Below are 21051 nucleotides of genomic sequence, written 5' to 3' on the forward strand. Positions count from 1 at the left end.
TAATTAAATCTGCGCTTCCGGCAGATTCAAGGATTCAACGGTTCGCCAGCGCAGCAACACGCTCATAGGCTTGCTTCGGACGATGCGATTGATCGAATAAAAAAGGCCAGTTCTTCCGGCCTCTGACCGGAAAGCCGTCCAGCCAGGTATAATCGTCGGCAGCCCCCCAGAATGTGACTGCACTGATACAGTCGCGGTATTCCCGCAGCAGACGGAAAACCGCCTCGTAAAGCTCTGCTTGCCGTTCCAGCATTTCATTCGAAGGATGAAGCAGGTCGGTACGTCTGTCATCGAAGCGGAAGACCGACAGGTCCAGTTCCGTCAGTTGGAGCTGAAGTCCCAGCTCTGCATATTTTTCAATGGCTGCACGGATGTCGTCCAGGGAAGGATCGAACAGATTCCAATGCGCCTGGAGGCCAACGCCGTGAATCGGCACTCCCTGATCCAACAGCGACCGGACCAGCCGATGGATACGATCCCGCTTGTAAGGATGGGACTCATTATAGTCGTTGTAGAATAGCAGAGCCTTAGGATCTGCTTCATGCGCATATTCAAAAGCCTTGGCGATAAAATCAGGTCCGGCGATGTCCAGCCATTTCGACGGGCGAAGGAACGCCTCCTTGTCTGACTCCTCGTCCGAGATGACCTCATTCACCACATCCCAGCAGTATACAGTATCCTTATACCGTCCAACTACCGTTTGGATATGCGAACGGAGCCGCTCCAGCAGCAAGGCACGATCCGCTGGACCGCCTTGTTCATTCTCAAACAGCCAATCCGGCGTTTGATTATGCCAGACCAGGGTGTGACCGCGCATTGCCATCCCATGCTCCTTGGCAAATGCAGCTAGTCGGTCGGCATTCTCAAAGGTATACACCTCCTCCTCTGGATGCAAGCTTGAGAACTTCATTTCATTTTCCGCTGTAATACTGTTAAAGTGGTAAGCAAGCAACGATTTCTGAATCTCAATGGTTAGAGGATTGACCGCCGCTCCGATCTGGAAATCGTCTTTGTATAATTCTTTTAATGAAGCTTCTTTCCGCGTCGATAAATTCATCCTTTTCCTCCTTGGGCAGGCTATCGGTAAACACTTACGGCTACTTAGCCTGATACTTAAACCAATCGAAGTGCGCAGGTACCCCACTTAAGCGGCCATTTCCTGTTGCATACAGCCCAATGACTACCCCAGTGAAGCACATTTTATTTACAAAATCCTCCGGAGACAACGCCCGTGCCGGACCTGTAGCTATACTGGACCAGTTCTCGCCATCCTCCGAATAGGAAAGAGCATATTCATCCTCAGTCGCTTCAATTCTTAGCAAAAGTCGCTCCGCCTCTGTCTCAGCCTCATAGACGATCTGGGATTCTCCACGAATGGTCAGACGCGCCATGACCCGATTGCGGTCTCCAGAACGCAACAGCCCAATCTCATAATGGGCATCCTCATCCCGGCGTGCGCATAATCCAGCCTCTTCGCCTTCAGCGGTTGGCGCAAACGACATGCAAGTGGTGAAGCTTGCCTGCTTATGCTGCTGCCTTTTGCCTGCAAAAGCGATCCGGCCGACATCCCCCAGTCCCGCCGCCTGTCCGCGCAGTGTCAAAGACCCGGGAGCTTCATCAAGCGAATAACTGCCATCGGCCGGATTTCGCACAAAGATCCACTCGGGTTCGAGATGGTCTGCGGCAAAGTCGTTCCGGCCTTCGCCCGCAGCGCCGGGCGCCGCTGCGGGCAGGCGCGCAACCGACATTTCCAGCTTGACACAGCCCTCGTTATTGTCGATATACGGCCATTCGTCCTTCCAGATGACCGGAGCCAGAAAGGTTTCACGACCAAGTACGCTGTAACCATCCTCAGTCAACCGAACGCCGAGAAAAACAGCCCACCAATTCCCTTTTACGTCTTCTATCAGGTCAGCATGGCCCAAATATTGAATCGGATGATCAAGCCCCCGATGCGTCAGGATCGGCTCCGGATAACGTTCAAACGGACCATAAGGATTGTTGCTCCGTCCGATAATCTCCCTGTGTTCCTTCGCTGTTCCGCCAGAGGCGGACATCATATAATACATTCCATTAATCTTGTATAGATGAGGACCTTCTGTCCATGGACCCCCATCACCGTACCAAACCACCTGCGGCTCCGAAAGCGCTTCTCCAGTCACAATATTAATTTCATACTGGATGGCATGGGAGTCGTAGTCCGCTCCCTGCTGCGCGGTGACGTACACCTTGCCGTCATCGTCAAAAAACAGTGAAGGATCAATACCACCGTAAGGAACATGGATCGGATTCGACCAAGGTCCGGCCGGATCGGTCGCTGTAACATAAAAATTCCCGATCCCTCCTACATCGGTTGTAATCATGTAGAAGGTACCCTCAAAATAACGAATTGATGGTGCATAAATGCCGTCAGAGCTCTTGCGATCCGTCAGATCAAGCTGATTGGGTCGGTTCAGCACATGACCCACTTGTTCCCATTGAATCAGATCCCGACTCCGGAAGATAGGAACACCAGGAAAATATTCAAACGAACTGCAAATCAGATAAAAGTACTCTCCCGCTCTAGTAATGCTAGGATCAGGATAAAAGCCAGGAAGTATGGGATTTGAGTAACGAATGGTTTGCGATACCAATTGATTATTCATTTATTCCTTCACACTCCCAACGTTAAGCCCAACAACAAAATATTTTTGCATGAACGGATACACTACCAGGATTGGAATAGAAGCTACTACAGTGACAGCAGCGCGAATTGAAATGGGTGTAACCTGGGTAGCATTCTGCATTCCAACACCATTGGACACTGATGGATTGCTGTTGGCGTTCATACTAGAGGAGAGCAGCTTCATTAACTCGTATTGCAGTGTGCTCAGTTCCTGTTGGGACGAGGTATACAAAAAAGCGTCGAACCAAGAGTTCCAGGCACCTACCGCAACAAACAACGCAATAGTAGCCAGCACAGGCTTACAGAGCGGTAAAATAATTCTCCAAAAAATCTTAAAATCTCCTGCCCCATCTATTTTAGCCGATTCCACCAAGCTCTCTGGAATTGTATAGATATAGGTACGGATAACAATTAGGTTAAATGCGCTGATCATTGATGGCAGTACATATACGAAGAAATTATTAATTAAATTCAGGTCCTTCATCAAGAAGTAGCCAGGAATCAAACCTGCATTAAAATACATGGTCAGGACAAAAACTGTAGTAATAGGCTTGCGGAACACAAAATTCCGCCGACTAAGTGCATAAGCCAGCATTGTGGTCAAGAAAATATTCAGCAAGGTCGAAAGCACGGTGCGTGCAACCGAAATCAGGAATGCATTATAAATAGTGCCCGAAACGAATACCGCTTTATAATTCTGCAACGTGAACTGCCGAGGCCACAGATAGAGACCGCCTCTGATCGTGTCGTTCCCCGCATTAAACGAAACTACAATCGTATTCAGGAACGGATACAAGGTAACAATGACCAGGATAATCATAAATATTGTATTAAGTGTGTTGAAAACAAACGGCTCTAATCCCCTGCTTCCTGGACGGCGTCTGGAGATTGCAATTGTACTCTCTGGGCCAGACATCTGAGTTTTCTTCATCATTATAATAGCCTCTCTTCCCCAAGGCGCTTGGCCGTCCAGTTTGCGAGCAGCAGCATTGTAATGCTGACGACGGTCTTGAATATACCTCCCGCAGTGGCCAAGGAATAGTTACTTTGCGCAATACCGTATTTAAGAACGAAAATATCAATCGTTTCTGACCAATCCACAACAAGTCCATTGCCTAGCAAATACTGTACTTCAAAACCAGCTTCTAAAATATGTCCAATTGACATAATCAACAGAATAACAATAGTTGGCTTAATGCCTGGCAAAGTAACGCTCCACATTTTTTGATATCTGTTGGCCCCGTCAATATCAGCGGCTTCATACAAAGCCGGATCAATAGAGGCTATGGCGGCCAAATAAATAATTGTATTCCAGCCAACTTCTTTCCAAACGTGTGAGGCTCCCACTACTCCCCAAAAATACTTTCCTTCACTCAACCATAAAATTGGTTTATCAACCAAATGCAGCTTCATCAACATTTCGTTGACAATGCCGTCAGAGGCAAGAGAAGTGGCAACAATTCCCGTAACGATAATCCATGACAAAAAGTGTGGCAAATACGAAATCGTCTGAACGGCTCTCTTCCAGAAAATCTTTTTAATTTCATTAAGCAGCAATGCCAAAATAATGGCAGTGACAAACCCAAAAATCAGGTTGATCATACTCATAGCAAGTGTATTACGAAGGACACGTAAAAAATTATCATCTGTAAACAGGAACTTAAAATGCTTGAAGCCAACCCAAGTTTGTTCACCAAAGCTTCGTGCGGGCTTGTAATCTTGAAATGCCATCGACCAACCCCAGATCGGCACATAAGCAAATAAGACTATATAAGCAAGCAGAGGAACTGACATATAGATAAGTTGTCTCTGATCCTTGATAATAGCCCAGGTCACGCGTTTGTCTCTGCGTTTCTTCTTCGGGTCTGCCTGTTTAACTGGCTTGGCGCCAATTGCAATTTCCTCCATAGTATCAAACCCCCTATCCATTCTTATATTTTTCGGAAAGGGAGGAGTGCTCCCTTTCCGGTTTAGAAATAGTTCTATTTAGCAGTCCAATTCTCAATTCTCCACTTAAGCACTTCGTTTATTTTGTCTTCATAGGTCTTGATGTCAAGCTTATGAATCTCGGAGGTGTATTCGTTCCATACGGAGTCGAAGCTAGACGGACTCGACAGGATTGCTTTAGGCAGATACTTTGTAGAAAGCTCGTTCAGCTTTGTGCTGGCAATCTTGGCCGGAGAACCATCCACGATATCGGCGGACCAAGCCGGGTAGTAGACTGGGTTCTCAGGAGGAGCACTAAAGAAGTCAACGTAGCTATTAAACCCGTATGCCTTTAGAACTTCCTTATCGTAAGGCTTCAAGCTTGCTTGATACTCTTCAGGCTGATTGGTTGCCGTGGTGGCGTTGCCATCGCTAAAATAACCCTCCAGCTTCGGTGCGGTATTGTATAAAGCTTCTGCCTTATTGGCGAGCTTCCAGGCAGCATCATCAGCGTTAGTACGCTGCTCTGGTGTTTTCATGAAGCGACCTTGCTTATTAACATAATAATCCTGGCCTTCGACACCCCAAGTAAATCGCTTTTGCCATTTTTCATCCATAAGTTTATCGAGTACTTTGATGATTTTTACCGGATCCTTGGCGTTAACAGTAATACCAAAACCATTATTCAGATTAAGCGCTGGACGGTCCCGATAGTAATCCTTAATGCTGGAATCATATACCAGAGGGAAACCTACATATGTCCGCTCCAGCTTCTTCTGCACCTTCAGTGAATCCTCAGCTTTGAGGAAGTTCCAGTGCTGATCGAACATCCCCAGTACATTACCGTTAGACAACTTCGCCAAGTACTGATCATAGTTCTGTGTAAACGTTTCCTTATCGAGCAAGTCTTGAGCATTAATTTCATTCAGCTTCTGGTAGTACTTCTTAGCGTAATCTTTATCAGCAAAAATTTCTGCCACACCTTTGTTTACAACTACACCGCCATCGTTTGGATGACCAATCAAATGTTGTGGAGGATTCAGCAATCCCCAGGTTTTCCAGTCATAGTTCAGGATTTCAAAACCAATAGTTGGGCTGCCATCAATCGTTGGGTATTTCTCTTTGTACTTTTTAATCAGATCGAAGTATTCGTCCAGTGTCTTAGGAGTCGGATAGTTGAACTCCTTGAGAACAGCCTTTTGAACCCAGAAGGCAGGACCACCGTAATAGGTATCAGCAACTTCACCATTGTAGACGCCATAGTTTGGCAAATAGTAAATATGTCCATCATTAGGGTCCTTCATTTGGTTCCAATACTTTTCATAGTGTTTCTTCAGATTAGGTGCATGTTTCTCGATCAGATCTTCCAACGGGATGACGCCTCCCGCAGCGGTCAGCTTTGTGTCTGCCGAGATCAGGTCCGGGTAGTCCCCGCCAGCAATCATAACGCCGAGCTTCTGGTTCTTATCGCCCGCAAGAAATTCAAATTTGAAGGTAACACCAAGCTCATCCTTCATCATTTTGTAAAGCTTGTTGTCCGCTGTCGGCTGCTGTCCAGCTTCATTCAAGAAGACTGAGATTTCAATTGGACTTGCCGCTCCAACCTCTCCGCTGTTGACATTGTCCGCATTGGAATTTCCACCTTTGCTGCTGCCGCTGATTGAGCAGCCAGATAGAACAACGCTCAGTGACAAAAGTGCTACCGCTCCAATACGAAGTAACGATTTTTTTCTGTCCCCCATAAGACACCTCCGATAGTTTTATAATACCAAGGATGAAAGCCCTTACATTTAATTGATTTTAGTTTAAATTTATATCTGATCGGAAACTATATTCGAATTAAAGCTTTTCACATGAAAAGCTTTGATTTTCTTATATTCGTTTGGTGACATACCCAAGCGCTTCTCAAATTGCTTCAGAAAATGGTTATAATTAGTATATCCTACTATTTCTGATAGCTCGCTATTTTTATATTGGTTCATACGAAGCAGGCGACTTGCCTCTTCAATCCTCAGATCATGGAGCAATTCATTGAACCCGATACCGTTTTTGCGTATCAACAATTGTCCCAGATAGGTAGGATGCAGAAAAAATTGCTCTGCCAGCTGTTTAATGGTCAGACTTTCCCGGAAATAACTACGGATGTAGTCATTGATATCCTGCACGATCCCCTGAGGCTCAATCATGCTCTGTTTGAGAAGAAGTTCAAAGCAAACCTGTCCACAAGAGCGTAGTATCCCAATCATATCGTCAAAGGTCAGCAATGCCTCGTCCGTATTGGGGATGTCGAACAGATGGCCAGAAGGCTCCCTGTCGCTAGCAATATGAACACTCATATACGCCCTGATTTCGTGCAGAAGAAAGACGACAAATTTTTGGACCTCATCAGGATACACTCGCGTCTCCCAAAACACTTGCTCCATCGAATCGACAATTGACCGATAGCCAGCATAGTCGATAATTTCAAATGTCTCCAATATGCGTTCCAAGAGTTCCACCTGATTATCGCAATGTTGAAACACGCTGTCTTTAATTATGTCATAATGAATAATTCCATTATTTTCCGACTCATAAAACGCATGCAGCAGCGCCTTGGACGCCGTCTTGTAGGCGGTTCCAATTCCAGTTAATGAGCCTACCGGGGTACCAACAGCCATGAAGACACGAAAACCCGCCAAGCGACGGGCCAGTGCTTCTATAGTCTTCTCAGTACTGAGTCCATCACCTTGATACGCCGAGTCACCGAACACAATGACGAAATGTTCCATGGACAGATGCACCAAATATGCTGTCTCTAAGTCATCGAGTAATTCAAGTGCAAACTCGCCCAGTCGTGCGGACTGGTCCCGATGCGCTTGCACCAGACATACATTCCATAAGTTGGCGGATTGGGACACAGATTCCATGAAATCGTTCCCCTCCGTGGACATCGATTTGCCCAGTAGTGCCTCCTTAATCATCTGCAACACCTCTTCCCGACGAGCAATCTGGCCGATGTAAATGAGCTCCTGTTCCTCCAACAATTCGCGTTGAATTGCCCGAATCTCCAGTTCAGTCTGCTCCTCATCCAAAGGCTTCAGCAAATACCGGGAGACTCTGTATTTGAGAGCCTTTCGAGCGTAATCAAATTCGCTGTACCCTGTAAGAATGATAAATTTCGTGGAGACATTCCCTCTTTGCCGCCATTGCTTTATCATTTCCAAACCATCCATTATCGGCATGTGGATATCCACCATCACCAGGTCTGGCCCCAGTTTCTCCATTAGCCTCAAACCATCCATTCCGTTGCCGCAAATGCCACACACCTCAAAGCCCAGCTCTCCCCAATCAATCCAAATTTGCATGCCCTCCAGTGCCCAAGGCTCGTCGTCAATCAGCAGCACTTTAAACGCCATTGCCCTTCCCTCCTTCTCCATCCTGCCATTCCAGCAACTGCATCGGAATTTCGAAGACCACCTCGGTACCTTCTCCCACCTTGCTAGTCAGGTTAAAACTAACCCTGCCGTTGTAGTACAACTCCAACCGTCGGTATACATTACGAATGCCAATATTACCTCCTATGGTCTCCTTTTCGCTGCGCATGTTGTACAAAACCTCCTTTAAACGCTCCTCGTCAATACCTTTGCCATTATCCGATACAACCACACGCAGCCGCTCATTGGCTACTTCGGCGCGGATTTTGACCACTCCAAGCCCTTCGATGGCCTGTATGCCATACTTGCAGGCGTTCTCCGCGAGTTGTTGAATACTCATCTTCGGTATCTTGTAGTAACGCGCTTCTTCGGTGATCTCGATGGAATACTCGAATTTGTCCTGGAAGCGGAATTTCTCAATGCCGAGATACATCACGGTAAAATTTATCTCTTCCTCCAGCAGCACCAGATCGTCCTTCCAGTTCAGCAAGCGGCGGAGCAGCTTCGACAAGTTCTTGATGATGTCTTTGACATCCGTGTAATTGTTTTTGGTACTGACCACTAGAAGCGCATTCAGCGTATTGAACAGGAAATGGGGATTCATCTGACTCTGCAGCAGATTGAGCTCAGCTCGGACGCGCTCGGCTTCCTGGCTTTTTTGCTGAATCTCCAGCTTATACACATTATTGATCAAGGAATGGATCTGGGAGGTCATCATGTTAAAGTTGCGGATCAGATGCCCGATTTCGTCGCGCCCCTCATCGATTGTGATCAAGTCGAACTTCTCGTTCCTTACCTTTTGCATATGCCGGGCCAAGCGCTTGACCCGGTGATTATACGAGCGCAGCATGACGTAAATGAACACTGAGGTGAACAGTGTAATCAGGCCGACCAGTATGCTAGAATAAAGCTGCATATCCAGCATGGCCTTGCTGACGCGCGTCCCCTGGGGCACGCCGATCAGCTTCCATCCCCGCACATAGCTGGCGTTACCGATCGGCATGATATGCAGATCGTTGTCCGCCTCTTTGTCCATTTTGAACAAAGGAAAACTGGAGATGTTCTCGCGCTGGTATCCGCTGTCCATAGATACGATGATCTCGTTCTGGTCGTTAACCAGATAGAGATCCAGGTAATCCCGCTCGCGGGCGATGACATCGTAAAAGCGGCTGAGATCGAAATCAATCCGCACCAGCTTCTGGTAAGAGTTGTTGACGTCGTAATTATCCATTTTCTCAACGACGCTGAGATAAGGCGTGGCAGTTGCGGGGGTTTTGGCCCCCATGTCCAGATACGCAGACACCAGCACGGTTCCGTTGAACGACTTCCACTCCTGATACCAGGGGCTGGCGAAAACCGATTCATTCAAGTCATAATAGTCGCTGCCGGGCACGATCGTCGGATTGTCCGTGTAAATGCCGATCCGCTGGATCTGATTGTTCACCGGAATATAGGATGTGACCCGATGACGGAGCTGTTCGTTGAACGTATTATAGAAATCCAGCGAACCCTTATAATCACGGTCCAGGGTCTCGTACAGCAGCTTATCTGTAATCACGGCATGACTGACTGCAACTCCGCCATCAATCATGCCGTGGATATCCTTTCTCGCCCGCTCCAACGAGATTTGCAGATTCTGCTCTTCCCGCTCCTTGATCAGCCCGGACATCCGGTCCATAAACAAATAATTGATTATGACAATAGGCAGCAAAATCCCGATTACATAAATCAGCATGAATTTGTAATTCAGCGGGATATCGTTCACTATACTGCGAAATCTGAACTTTCTAATCATGGCTTCCACCACCATCTCCCATTGAACATTCTTTCGGCCTGAGCCGTCTCTATTCCCGCCGTCTGAAAGCAGACGGCGCTATCCCTGTTATCCGTTTGAACTGGCTTATAAAATAATCAGTGTTGGGATAACCGGAATTCGCCGCCACTTCGGCGATGCTCAGCCGGCCTTGTCGCAGAAGCCGCTTCGCCTCTTCAACCCGCTTGCCGTTCAGATATTCCCGGAACGACTTGCCGGTCTGCTGCTTGAACAACTGTCCCAAATAGATAGGATTCATATGGAACATCTGGGCAAGCTCCTGAAGCTGCAGCTTCTTCCGAAATTCCTGGTCCACATGCTGCACCACCCGGAAGATCGTGCGGCACTCGCTGCGTTCACGCTGCTCGCGGAGGGCAGCCGCTCCGCTCAGGCATAGCGCCAGGGCATACCGGCGAAAAGCCGGAAAAGTGGTTGTCTCCGTCAGCGTACCGAACTCTCCCTGTATGCCCCGCATGAAGGCATCGGCGTCTCCACCCAGCTCCTTCAGCTTCTTGGAGATGCCCATTTCGAGGGCGGACAACTGAATCCGCACATATTCGATATCCGGTAGCCCGAGGGACGGTGCAGCAAGCAGGGCGTCCGCCGCAGCCTCAATCTCTTCGGGACTGTCCGAGGAGACCCGTTCGATCAAGGAAGCCAGGGCCGCTTTGTTCACTCCCTTCATGCGTTCGTTCCGCGGAAGCTCGTTGCAGACGATAATGCCTCCCTCATTATGATAGCGCTTCCATTTGAGCGCTGCCAGCGCTTTTTCGTAAATAGGCCGAAGTGCGGACGCCCCTCCCGTACCATAACTCAGCGCCGCAATTGCGGGAGAGGGAGCCTCGCCCGGCCACTCTTCACACAGCCGACGCCCAAGAGCCTCAAGCCGATCTGCAGCGTGCGGTTTCCCGGAAGCGACCAGGCCCACTCTTCCTTCGGGATCCGTGAACAGCTCCGGGCGTTCCGGCCCGGCAAGCTCCGATATCTGACGCTTCAACTCTTCTTCGTTCATTTCCGTTTCAACCAGCAGGCAGCCGATCTCCTCACCGCTTCCGATATTCAACAAGGCCGTGGCTTCATTCTCAAGCTCGGTGCCCGCCTCGCCCTGAATCAGCCGATTGAGCAGACAATTGACGTACAGGGATCGGTCGCGGCGACGGAGCTCCTCCTTGGCCGTCTCTTCCCGGATCTTGCGGCTTATCTGGTCCAACACCGCCTCTATCTCATCCTCGTCAATCGGCTTGAGCAGATAATCATCGACGCGTTGGTCAAGCGCCGTCACTGCATACTCGAAGTTATTGTGCCCGCTCAATATGACAAACCGCGGCGGCTTTGCCAGCTTATGCTGTGAGCGGTCGATCAGCTCCAGACCGCTGACGGAAGGCATTTGAATATCGGTAAACACCAGTTCGGGCTGAAGCCGCTCAATCAGAGACCAGGCGGAGCTGCCGTTCGAGGCCTCTCCACAGACCCGGAAGCCATATTTGTCCCAGTTCACAATTGTGCGCAAACCCTCAAGAACCCACGGTTCATCGTCTACCAGCAGCACGTTCATCATCCATCCTTCGCCTCCTTCGTCGAATGAATCTTGCCCTTGTACACATGAAAGCGCATTTACGTTTACGGTTCAGATATCAAATCCGCCTCGCGGATATAAGTGTCCCCGTCAAAGCCGACTTTCACAATATATAGCAATGCACAAAGGGAACCTTGCTTTGAGTGGAAATATATCTGGCATAGGCTTTAGACGGCAATTCTATAGAAAAAACACCTAAAGCTGGCTCTAAGTGTTTTTTTCGATCTTCCCGGCCTGGTGTTCCCGCCGCCTCATGCGGAGCATTTCGCCGATCATCTGTATATCTTCCGGTTGTGCCTGTCGCCAATGCCGCCCCCTCGCTCCATGCTGCGCCGCTTCCGCACCCCTGTTTCTGTAGGAATCAATTCCGGCATGGATTGCAAGCCGCAGCGCAGCTCCTGCTTCGCCGAATTCAGCAAGTCGGATGAACGGGGTATAATCAACGCGGAACATTAGGAGCTGTAGTGAAGCCGCTTCTCCCCTTCTCATATTCCTATTTATGGTTCAAGCCTCGTAGACTCAAAAACCCAATCTCCCCTTGCAAAAGCTCTCCTCGGGGCCGAAATAGGAGCAGGGAAGCAGCTCCCGGGACAAGACCAGCTTCTGCAGCACCAGACCTGCATCCAGCACATAAAATCGCAGGGTGTGTATGCCGGCAGTCAATGGATGCTGCGTTGTGGAAGTATGGACATTATTCATAACGGACTCCGACCAATGCCGTGATTCGCCCGCGGCAAACTCCAGGGGCAGCATGTCTGCCGGAACCGGCGGATGATCATCAAAAGCTACCGCATATTTCAGCCGTCTATCCTCCGCCAGAGGGTTGGTCGGGGCTACATAAACCGTTACTGTATAGGTCTGTTCCTCCGCGGTGCAGACACGGTATTCCAGATATGGAGCATCCTCGGTCCGCTCAAAAAGGGCTGTCGTTGGGAACAGCTTCATGGAGGACAGTGAGCGCCCGTATCCCTTGATCATCTCCCAACGGGCCTCCCCGGCGGCTTCCCGGCCGCAAGTGTGCTCCGCTTCGATTGCAATCACGCCGTGTACTTCAACAAAGGTCAGATCGGGCAAATCATCGGTGTGTACAACCTCTGCGACGACCGTTGCCTTTACTGTCTGATCGCCACAAACCATCGTAATTTCCCCCGCTGCCGATGCGTCAAGCCGTTCCCAATCGACATGAACCCAAACGGTTTCCCCGGTCAGAACGCTTCCGTGCGTCCGATCTGTCTTGATCCAGTCGACGCTGGTCTCCAGACGATAAGCAAACGCCTGCTTTCCGGCATTGCTGACGGTTATGCGGCAGCGCTCCTTCTGCAGACTGGTGAATGGCGGGAGCGCTACCGTTCCGGTGGTAAAACCTCCGTCTGTCCCTTCGACATCAACAATCATCAGCGCTTTTTCCTGCGGCTCGATATACTTGAACTCCGGATACTGCCAGCCTTCGTCATTCCAGTTTACATAGCCGATATGGGCGGAGGACATCATCCCCTTCCATTTGCCGCCGGAAATTTTATGATTGTAGTCCTCTTGCATTTGTACATCTTTGGCAATGGCTTCCTCCACCAAAGCGGCATAATGATTGGCAAGAACGCTCTGAGGCCGGAAGCCGCTGTATTTTTGATTCAAGCCCGCGTATATCTGCATTTTTGTCACATTGGCCGATGCTACGGCCGGATAATACACAAGCTGATAGTAAGCATCCTTCTGCTCTTCGCTCACAAGCTCATAATACGTCCGGGCGTCCTTATCCAACCGGATCGCTTTCTCCAGCACCCGCTGCGCTTCGTTGTAGTGAAGCAGGCTGTATGTGTCTGCATAGGTCACTTCCGGCTTGCGGGCCCCGTTCATCTTCGTATAGTCCGCCAAAACCCGGGCAATGCCCTCGGCAGCCTCTGCATCAACAGCATGACCAAACTGCCGTTCCGCCCATGTCTGCAAAAATTCCGCCGTACGGTTAGGACGTTCTGCTCCCCAGGCCTCGAAATCATAGGCTAGCTCCATGAAATAGGAGAGGGGCAGTTCCATCGGCTTCAAGTCGCCGACATTCACAATCCAGAGGTCCCGGATTCCGTAGTCATAGGCCAGGGACATTTGCTCCCATATTTTCTCAAGCGGAACCGTATTAACCCATTCATAAGACCGGGGGGCACCATGGTAATCAAAATGGTAGTACATCCCCCAGCCGGCCTTCCGTTTCCGATCCGCGGCTTCGGGAAGCTTCCGCATATTGCCGAAGTTGTCATCTGACAAAATGATGGTCACATCATCCAACACGTCCCAATGCTTCAGCCCCTGAACCGTATCTGTCCCATGCCAGAATGCCTCCACTTCCTTGTAGATCGTCAATGCCTGCGGTGCATTGTCCAGGCCATGCTTGCGCAGCAAGGCCTTCTGGGTCAAAATGATGTCCTTCAGCCGCTGAATATTCTGCTCCATGGTGCCGCCAAGAGCCGAATCCTGTTCGCCGCGCATTCCCAGCGTAATGATATTGGACAAATGCTTATTACGGATGACACCGTCCTCCCAAAACCTCGTAACGGCCTCCGTATTAGCCCAATAATCCCACAAGCCGCTCTCCCCATAATGATGATTGATCTTTTTCCATTCCTCGCCGGCTCGAAACATGGGCTCATGATGGGAGGTACCCATCACAATGCCGTATGCCTCCGCAAGCTCGGCATTGGCCAGCGGATGGCTTTTCCCATCCTCGCTGAAAACGGCGCTCCACATGGCCGGCCATAAATAGTTGCCCTTCAGCCGCAGCAGCAGCTCAAATATTTTCTCATACATCCATTCGTTAAAGCCGCCGCAATGATCCCTCGACCATGAACCCAGCGAAGGCCATTCATCGTTCAGGAAAAAGCCTCTGTAGCGAATGGAAGGTTCTTTGGAAGTGAATTCCAATTCTTCCTTAGCAAAGACCAGTTCCCGCCGTCTCGGGGGATGCACATCAGCCCAATATACCCAGGGACTGACTCCGATCAGTTCCGAAATATGATACAGTCCATACAGCGTCCCCCGCTTATCGCTGCCCGCGATAACAACGGCTTTATCCAATTCCGGGCATGGGCGCTCCAAAACCCGGATCATATAGGTCTCACGGCGACTCCGCAGACCTGACACATCAAGCCTGTCTTCCGCAATCAGGGAATCAATGATATCATTATGTCCGACGGAGCCGGCGATGACCGCCATCCCGCTTAGCTGCGCCCTGTCTGTAATCAGCTTGGGCAAAACGGCGGTAACCAGCTCAATATCCTTGGCCAGTGATAACGAGACGCGCCTTATGCCGTCAAAGTCGGTTCCCTTCGCATCGGTGTATATGGGGGCCGCCTTGCCATTCTGTACGAGAACAGCTGCTTCCGTTGAGTATTGCTTTGCATCGTTCATGATCACAGCACCTTCGTTTCATTTTCTATTTCATCATCAACCTTGGCTATGCGCTTCCGGTACGTTGAGAAAAGACACCGCTTCCATCACATGAGGAGGAGATTATTTGGATTTGGCTTATCACGAGCATCTGATCCCTCAAATATTCCTATTTGTAGACCGCAAATGTTTTGCAGATTGGTCAATTGGAAAAGCAAAAATAGACTTTCATGATCTCACCTTCGTCATTAGCGGAAAAGCCTGCTATTACATCAATGGAGAAAAGGTCATCGTTGAAGCAGGCGATCTGTTGTACATTCCGGAAGGCTGCACCCGGGAAGCCCATACCTTCGAGGAGTCGCCCATGCATTGCTATCCCTTCAACTTTCATTGGGCCGCTCCGTCCAATGACGTCTGCCTTCCATTCGGGTACGTAAGCAAGAAAATGATTACTAAAGAGATCCTTGATTACATTCGTGAATTCAAACAAGTGTGGATGAACAGGCAGCCGTTCTACACCTTCCAGGCCCGCGCATTGTTTGAACTGATTCTTCACCGGCTGCTCTCCAATTATCACCTGCTATCAGTGACCACAATTGACCCGAGAATCAAAAAGGCAACCTACTACATTAACGAGCACTATTCGGACGATATAACGGTTGGCATCCTGGCTGAGCAGGCAAACCTGAATACGGTTTACTTCGGCAAGCTGTTCAAAGAAACCACCGGCTCAACCTGCAAGGAATACCTCAATCGCATCCGCATCAACAATGCGGAGATGATGTTGTCCTCGGGCGATTTCAACGTTTCGGAAACAGCGGAGCGCTGCGGATTTCACGATATTTCCTATTTCAGCAACCTGTTCAAGATGATGAAGGGCTATTCCCCATCCTCAGCAAGAAAAAAATAGGAACTTTGAAATGGTAACATTTCTAAACATATCCGAATCCAAGTATAGTAAAGCGCTTTGTCTCATGACCAGCAGCCATGCGGATTGCCACCGTATGCTCCTCAGAAACCTGTTCGTTGTACAATATAATGGCATTGCAATGTGTCCAATTGTTCTCATGGGGATCGGCCGTCTTGATATATTTCCCGTCCACCCAAATATCCGCGCATCCAAAATCGCTACTCCCCGAGTCCTTGAACACCAGGATAAGGCGTTTGCTGCAAATGGTCATTTTGAATTCGGGTGCGCCATTTTCCGGATGATGCATCCAGTTATAAGGAAACTGGGGAGAGCTGTACGGGTGATCGTCCATTTCCACCATTTGCAGGTCTGTATCGGTCTCTGAAAAACCACCCATATCGATTGTGGCTATATCTCCGGCATTGCTGCGATCGAGCAGCTTCGTTTCGGCAAAATCGCAGCCGATGACAGGAGGCTTACCGGTATCCACATCCGCCTCATCGGGTGATGCCTCATCTGCTAAGTCGAACAGCCAACCCAAACAATCAGCCATCACCCGGTGCCCGGCATTGGCCGGATGGTAGATGTCGAAGAAAAACTGTCGTTTGGAAATCACATTTCCTTCCGCCTTGGTCAGCCGGAACTGCTCCACTACAGCATCCTTTACACTGACCATTGGAAGATCATAATGCCAGCCCACAGGTGACAGCCGTTCCTGCAGGTTCCAGTCATTGACAAACACGCTGAATAGCAAAATGACGACAGGTTTATTCGGCGCGTTCAAGGCCTTCAATACCAGGCTTTCATAACAATTGCCCTTTGTCTCGTCACCCGCGTCATTCACGGCAAATTCAACTACCACAATATCCGGCTCTACAGTTCCTCCCCGAAGCACATCCCGATCATAGCGGACAATGCCCAACTCCGACGGAGTGCCGCCTACGCCTGCTTTTACCAGTTGGACCGATTCCCCGCCGTTTTTGCCGAACTTTTGCTTGAATAGCGCATAAGATTGGTACGCATAACAATTTTCATGAATCGGAACGGCTCCCGCCCCTTGTGTAATGGAACCGCCAATATAGGCGACAGTTACCTCTCCCCCTCTTCTGGCCTTTTCAATTGCAGCCTTCAGCCTTTTGTTATTGCCTTTGTTCAAAAGGGATTTAGCGATCATCTCGCGATAGGCTTGCGACTCGAAATCCACCGGCTCCTCCACGGAAACTTCGGGAACATGGAACCCGTCATGCAGGTAGAACATAATGCTGACCGTAGCCAGTTCTCCCGCCCGATCGAACAGGAAGGCAAAGCTCCCGGGAACATCGTCATCCGCAGACCAGTCGCAATCCTCCATAACCAGCACGGTTTCCGAGCCATCTGCCGGGCAAGAAAGCTCAAGCCGGGTGCCGGATTCGTACTTCCTCGTTTTACCCCAGTTATGGTACGCAACCCGAACGTTAGCCACGTCCGGGTTATGCGCCTTCACGATAATCCCGATACTATGGACCAAGCGGTGCAAGCCTTCGCAATCGGTCAGAAGCGCCAGTATGTCCTCATCTCCAACTCCTCCCGTATACCTGGCCTTATTGGCCAGCCTCCCCTCCAGATAAATCTCCTGCGAAAAGCTTCCGTCCGGCCGGGCGGTTCCTTCGATCATGGTTTCATACATAATGTAAAATCCGCTTCGTCTTGCCACCAGGTCTTTAGGCGCCTTGGGGCCTTCCATCTCATCCTGCTGCGCAAACCCCGAAAAATTGTCGTTCATGGAAAAAATGTCTCCTTTTTCTTTTTTAATAGTTGGATAAGGATGAAACAGCCGGAGAGGATCACATGGGATCGCACCCTCACTCCCCGGATCACAATCAGCTAAACCGGAACCAGCCGAAGTCGAAATTGGAGCCCGGCAAAAATATGAACGTAACCTTCTGCGGTCCCTTTAGCGGCTCCAGCGTGAAGGTGCGCTCCTCGTAGCCTTCGGCATACGCAAACTCTACAAGTTGTCTGCTTTCCCCTTTTGCTCCTTCAAACTGGATATGCAGCGTATTTTTGTCGATTGGCGACCTGCCGTATACAGTCAGCTTCGAAGCCCCGGTTTCGCCGAAATCCATATTGTCGAAGACTAGAGACACATTATTGCCGATTCCTTCAACACAACTCCCAGCTTTCCGGAAGCTGTCCCCATAGATGCGGTCGCACTCCCCGGCATGGTTTTGTTCAAGGGCTCTGCTCATCTTTTGAAAATAAAATCCTTTGATATGAACCTTCTTCCATAACACGAAGCAGAGAGAGGTAATGCCGCGAAGCCGCTTGGAAAGCTTGTAGGTTTCCTCCTGATACACATTCCACCGGCTTGGCTTCTGGTAGACCGCATCGGCCAGAAGGGTGCTGCCATCCTCGCCCGGCATGCCTTCCCAGATTTGCAGGGCATACGGGCTATCGTCCAGCGCAAAGATAGGAATGGTGATCGTATCGGAGCCGTAAGTGCCGAAGTCAATATTGCGGAAGCCCACCTGGGTTTCCCCGTCGCGGCTGGTGGCAACGCCCCGGTCATTACCGTTCCCTACCTCGCCTTTGCTGTATTGGTACAATCCGGCGGAAATAAAGCAATAAGGGTCCAAATAAGCGGTGCCCAGGCCCGAAGCCTTGAACTCCAACTGGGAGATCAGCTTGGTCTTGTCCGTACCATTGCGGCTTGTGCAGCGGAGGCGAAATTCTCCGTCACCCAGAGCGGTTACGATAGCTTCATGCCCCTTAGCCTCCACCTTGGCAATATTGGACTGGATACCAGCATCATCCACTGCATTCCATTCTACTTCCGTATAGGAAGTATTTGCGGGATACAGCTCGACCGCCACCTTTATGGTTTGCAGTTCTTTGCTAAACGCCTGGCCCATAGGACTTTTAATGTCCATTTTGCGCAGCGGAATCTCCTGTGCCGTTCCAACGATGCAAGGCAGCTCCTGGTTGCAGATATGGGCCGATATGCCCTGAATAATTCCTGGATGTGCCGGTAACGATTCCAGTTGTAGCACGCTGTCAGACAATCCCACCGAGGATACCTTAACCGTAATGGCTCCCGGCTCAAGACCGGCCCCGACAATAGCCAACAGTTTGCCGCTAAACAACCTTCTGCTGGTTCCTTTGTACGGATCAAAATCTGTACTGTCCCCGTTGTCCAGCCCCAGCAAGCGGCCTGCTCCCTCCACCTGGACATGAACCCGATTATTGGCGTTTTCGACAATTCGGTCCTGATCATCCTCCATTTGAATCTCCAGAAAAACCAGATCCGTGCCGTCCGCCACCAGTTGCTTCTTATCCGGCGAAAGCCGGATGCGGCTGGCATCGCCGAAGGAGCCTTTGATATCGACGGCAATCGTGCAACCGTTTTCATCATAAGCCACGGCCTTCAGTTCACCCTTCCGGTACGGAATTTGCCACCAGCCCACCAGCCCGGTTCCGTGCTCATGCTGCGGCTCGTGCGAGCCTAGGGATTCACCCTCGAAGAACAACTCTACCCGGGGAGCATTGGAAGCAACACGAACATCGATTAGTTGGCCTTCGTTAAAGTCCCAATACGGAAACAGATGAATCATGGGCCGGGTTTTGTAGTCTGTCCAGGCTGACTGGTAAATGTAATAAGGGTCTTTCTTGAAGGTAGCCGTATCCAGTTGACCGAAGTAGGAATTTTTCGTATGATACGGGGTTGGCTCCCCGATATAATCAAAGCCGGTCCAGATAAACTGACCCATGGAATACGATGTGTCCCGCTCCGTCAAAATGCAAAATTCCGGTGATTTTGCCCCCCAACTGGTCGTGCTGTTCCCCAATGAAGAGCACTGCTCATCATCATCCGCGAGAATGGATTTGGACAAGGGGAAGTGATAGACGCCGCGGCTTTGCACCACCGAACTGGTTTCACTGCCGTAAATAACCCAGTCCGGGTGCTCCTCATGGTGCTGGTCATAATATTTTTCCCCATAGTTGTAGCCTGCCAGCTTCACCAGGTCAGCGCATTTTCTGGCATTTTCCCAAGGCATGAAGTTGGAGCCGATCGTTATCCCTCCGTTGCCCTTGGGGTCATGCAGCTCCACCTCCCGCATCAGCATCAGCGTCACTTCCTGGCCTCTCTCATCGGCATGGGTATCATATATTTCGTTGCCGATACTCCACATAATTAAGCTGGGATGGTTGCGGTCGCGCCTGATCCAGCTTTTTACATCCTTAGGCATCCAATCTTTAAAAAATCTCGCATAATCATAAGGCGTTTTGGGCCGCTCCCACATATCGAACGCTTCCGACACCACCAGAAAACCCATCTCATCCGCCAAATCCATCAACTCAGGCGCAGGCATATTGTGGGCAGTACGAATGGCATTGACCCCCATCTCCTTCAGCAGCGCCAGCCGCCTCCGCAGAGCCGTCTTGTTGAACGCCGCGCCGAGCGCCCCCAGGTCATGGTGCTCGCACACACCGTTCAGCTTCACCTTGCCGCCATTCAAAAGAAATCCCTGCTGCGGGTCCATCTCGATATGCCGGAAGCCTATGCACTGCCCAATCTCCTCCAGCGCCGCATGCGGTTCCATCCGCTCAAGCCGGGTAACCAGCCGGTACAGCCAGGGAGCATCCACGCTCCACAGACGGGGGGAAGGAACCTGAAAAGCCAACTTGCTCCGAACCATTGGTCTGGAGTCCGGCAGCACCACTTCACTGACGGAAGTCACCATTTCCGCACCAGCACGCAGTTCGTGAGTCAGCCTCATCGGCTCGCACACCGCCGCCTCGGTTTCAACCTCCACCGTCCAGCCCTGCTCTGTTTGCTTAGTAGTTACATAAATGCCGTCTGTAGCAATATAATTGCGTTCTCTTGTTTTGAGCCAAACGTTTCGGTACACCCCCGCTCCGGAATACCACCTGCTGCCGAAGCTTTGGTGCACCACCTTCACCACAACCTCGTTTTCGCCCTCCACAAGGGCCGGAGTCAGATTATGCTCGAAGGAGGAGTACCCGTATTTCCATTCACCTATCCACTGTCCGTTTACATAAACGGAAGAGTCCATGTACACCCCATCAAAAGCCAGCAGCCATTCCCGCTCGCCGGGAAATGCCTGAAAGCGCTTCCTATACCAGCCAATACTGTTCTCATACAAGTCCAGCGTATTATAAATCAACCAATCATGGGGAAGATCCACAGATTCGAACGCCAAGCCCGACCATTCTGCCGTACCCAAATCGCTTTTTGCAAATTCCCATCCATCATTAAACAGCACCTTTGAATTTCCAAACAATAACCTCGCCTCTTCCGGATTGTGTTTGCCTGCAATCTTTCAGATATCTCCTTGTTCATCCATAGTATGGCATATTTCTCCTTTGTCGTCT

General features: G+C 50.1%; 13 protein-coding genes. 1 reads left to right on the forward strand and 12 read right to left on the reverse strand.

Translation table 11 applies throughout. The features are described from left to right. Nucleotides 1–34: 34 nt before the first annotated feature. The 10 genes from ACQ4MX_RS04985 to ACQ4MX_RS05030 all read right to left on the reverse strand — a co-directional run bounded on the left by ACQ4MX_RS04985 (nt 35) and on the right by ACQ4MX_RS05030 (nt 14789). On the reverse strand, nt 35–1057 hold the full coding sequence (locus tag ACQ4MX_RS04985; protein WP_431089611.1) for an endo-1,4-beta-xylanase: 1023 nt from the start codon (nt 1055–1057) through the stop codon (nt 35–37). 40 nt (nt 1058–1097) lie between these two features. Beyond that, nucleotides 1098–2645, reverse strand: a complete 1548-nt coding sequence (locus ACQ4MX_RS04990) for a glycoside hydrolase family 43 protein (protein WP_431089612.1) — start codon at nt 2643–2645, stop codon at nt 1098–1100. Beyond that, nucleotides 2646–3581 (reverse strand): carbohydrate ABC transporter permease, encoded by a 936-nt coding sequence (locus tag ACQ4MX_RS04995; RefSeq protein ID WP_420795085.1) that lies wholly within the window; start codon nt 3579–3581, stop codon nt 2646–2648. Nucleotides 3582–3598: 17 nt separating this feature from the next. Further along, complete coding sequence (locus tag ACQ4MX_RS05000; RefSeq protein ID WP_014280800.1) at nt 3599–4573, reverse strand: ABC transporter permease; 975 nt, start codon at nt 4571–4573, stop codon at nt 3599–3601. Between the two features lie 74 nt (nt 4574–4647). Beyond that, the gene (locus tag ACQ4MX_RS05005; protein ID WP_431089613.1) at nt 4648–6333 is read right to left on the reverse strand and encodes a sugar ABC transporter substrate-binding protein; all 1686 of its coding nucleotides are present in this window, start codon (nt 6331–6333) and stop codon (nt 4648–4650) included. Nucleotides 6334–6402: 69 nt separating this feature from the next. After that, entirely contained in the window at nt 6403–7986 is a 1584-nt protein-coding gene (locus ACQ4MX_RS05010) for a response regulator (protein ID WP_431089614.1), read from the reverse strand. Continuing rightward, nucleotides 7976–9799, reverse strand: coding sequence for a sensor histidine kinase (locus ACQ4MX_RS05015; protein WP_431089615.1), 1824 nt, complete (start codon nt 9797–9799; stop codon nt 7976–7978). The genes ACQ4MX_RS05010 and ACQ4MX_RS05015 overlap by 11 nt, the downstream gene beginning before the upstream one ends. Nucleotides 9800–9848: 49 nt before the next feature. Next, complete coding sequence (locus ACQ4MX_RS05020; RefSeq protein ID WP_431089616.1) at nt 9849–11375, reverse strand: response regulator transcription factor; 1527 nt, start codon at nt 11373–11375, stop codon at nt 9849–9851. Nucleotides 11376–11600: 225 nt separating this feature from the next. After that, nucleotides 11601–11882, reverse strand: coding sequence for a hypothetical protein (locus ACQ4MX_RS05025; protein ID WP_431089617.1), 282 nt, complete (start codon nt 11880–11882; stop codon nt 11601–11603). A 30-nt stretch (nt 11883–11912) separates the two neighbouring features. Next, nucleotides 11913–14789: a glycosyl hydrolase 115 family protein gene (locus ACQ4MX_RS05030; protein ID WP_431089618.1), complete on the reverse strand. Its 2877-nt coding sequence runs from the start codon at nt 14787–14789 to the stop codon at nt 11913–11915. 106 nt (nt 14790–14895) lie between these two features. On the opposite strand from ACQ4MX_RS05030, the gene ACQ4MX_RS05035 reads away from it, so the two are divergent. Next, nucleotides 14896–15678, forward strand: a complete 783-nt coding sequence (locus tag ACQ4MX_RS05035; RefSeq protein ID WP_431089619.1) for an AraC family transcriptional regulator — start codon at nt 14896–14898, stop codon at nt 15676–15678. Nucleotides 15679–15700: 22 nt separating this feature from the next. On the opposite strand, the gene ACQ4MX_RS05040 is transcribed toward ACQ4MX_RS05035, so the two are convergent. Continuing rightward, nucleotides 15701–17440 (reverse strand): SGNH/GDSL hydrolase family protein, encoded by a 1740-nt coding sequence (locus ACQ4MX_RS05040; protein ID WP_431089620.1) that lies wholly within the window; start codon nt 17438–17440, stop codon nt 15701–15703. Nucleotides 17441–17537: 97 nt separating this feature from the next. Then, on the reverse strand, nt 17538–20960 hold the full coding sequence (locus tag ACQ4MX_RS05045; protein ID WP_431089621.1) for a glycoside hydrolase family 2 TIM barrel-domain containing protein: 3423 nt from the start codon (nt 20958–20960) through the stop codon (nt 17538–17540). Between the last annotated feature and the right edge of the window lie 91 nt (nt 20961–21051).

Origin of the sequence: Paenibacillus sp. 8b26 (genome assembly GCF_050626875.1) — a bacterium.
Classification (GTDB): Bacteria; Bacillota; Bacilli; order Paenibacillales; family Paenibacillaceae; genus Paenibacillus.

Excerpts from the sequence above, each read along its gene's own strand:
- ACQ4MX_RS04985 (WP_431089611.1), bottom strand. The coding sequence starts at position 1,057 with ATGAATTTATCGACGCGGAAAGAAGCTTCATTAAAAGAATTATACAAA.
- ACQ4MX_RS04990 (WP_431089612.1), bottom strand. The coding sequence starts at position 2,645 with ATGAATAATCAATTGGTATCGCAAACCATTCGTTACTCAAATCCCATA.
- ACQ4MX_RS04995 (WP_420795085.1), bottom strand. The coding sequence starts at position 3,581 with ATGTCTGGCCCAGAGAGTACAATTGCAATCTCCAGACGCCGTCCAGGA.
- ACQ4MX_RS05000 (WP_014280800.1), bottom strand. The coding sequence starts at position 4,573 with ATGGAGGAAATTGCAATTGGCGCCAAGCCAGTTAAACAGGCAGACCCG.
- ACQ4MX_RS05005 (WP_431089613.1), bottom strand. The coding sequence starts at position 6,333 with ATGGGGGACAGAAAAAAATCGTTACTTCGTATTGGAGCGGTAGCACTT.
- ACQ4MX_RS05010 (WP_431089614.1), bottom strand. The coding sequence starts at position 7,986 with ATGGCGTTTAAAGTGCTGCTGATTGACGACGAGCCTTGGGCACTGGAG.
- ACQ4MX_RS05015 (WP_431089615.1), bottom strand. The coding sequence starts at position 9,799 with ATGATTAGAAAGTTCAGATTTCGCAGTATAGTGAACGATATCCCGCTG.
- ACQ4MX_RS05020 (WP_431089616.1), bottom strand. The coding sequence starts at position 11,375 with ATGATGAACGTGCTGCTGGTAGACGATGAACCGTGGGTTCTTGAGGGT.
- ACQ4MX_RS05025 (WP_431089617.1), bottom strand. The coding sequence starts at position 11,882 with ATGAGAAGGGGAGAAGCGGCTTCACTACAGCTCCTAATGTTCCGCGTT.
- ACQ4MX_RS05030 (WP_431089618.1), bottom strand. The coding sequence starts at position 14,789 with ATGAACGATGCAAAGCAATACTCAACGGAAGCAGCTGTTCTCGTACAG.
- ACQ4MX_RS05040 (WP_431089620.1), bottom strand. The coding sequence starts at position 17,440 with ATGAACGACAATTTTTCGGGGTTTGCGCAGCAGGATGAGATGGAAGGC.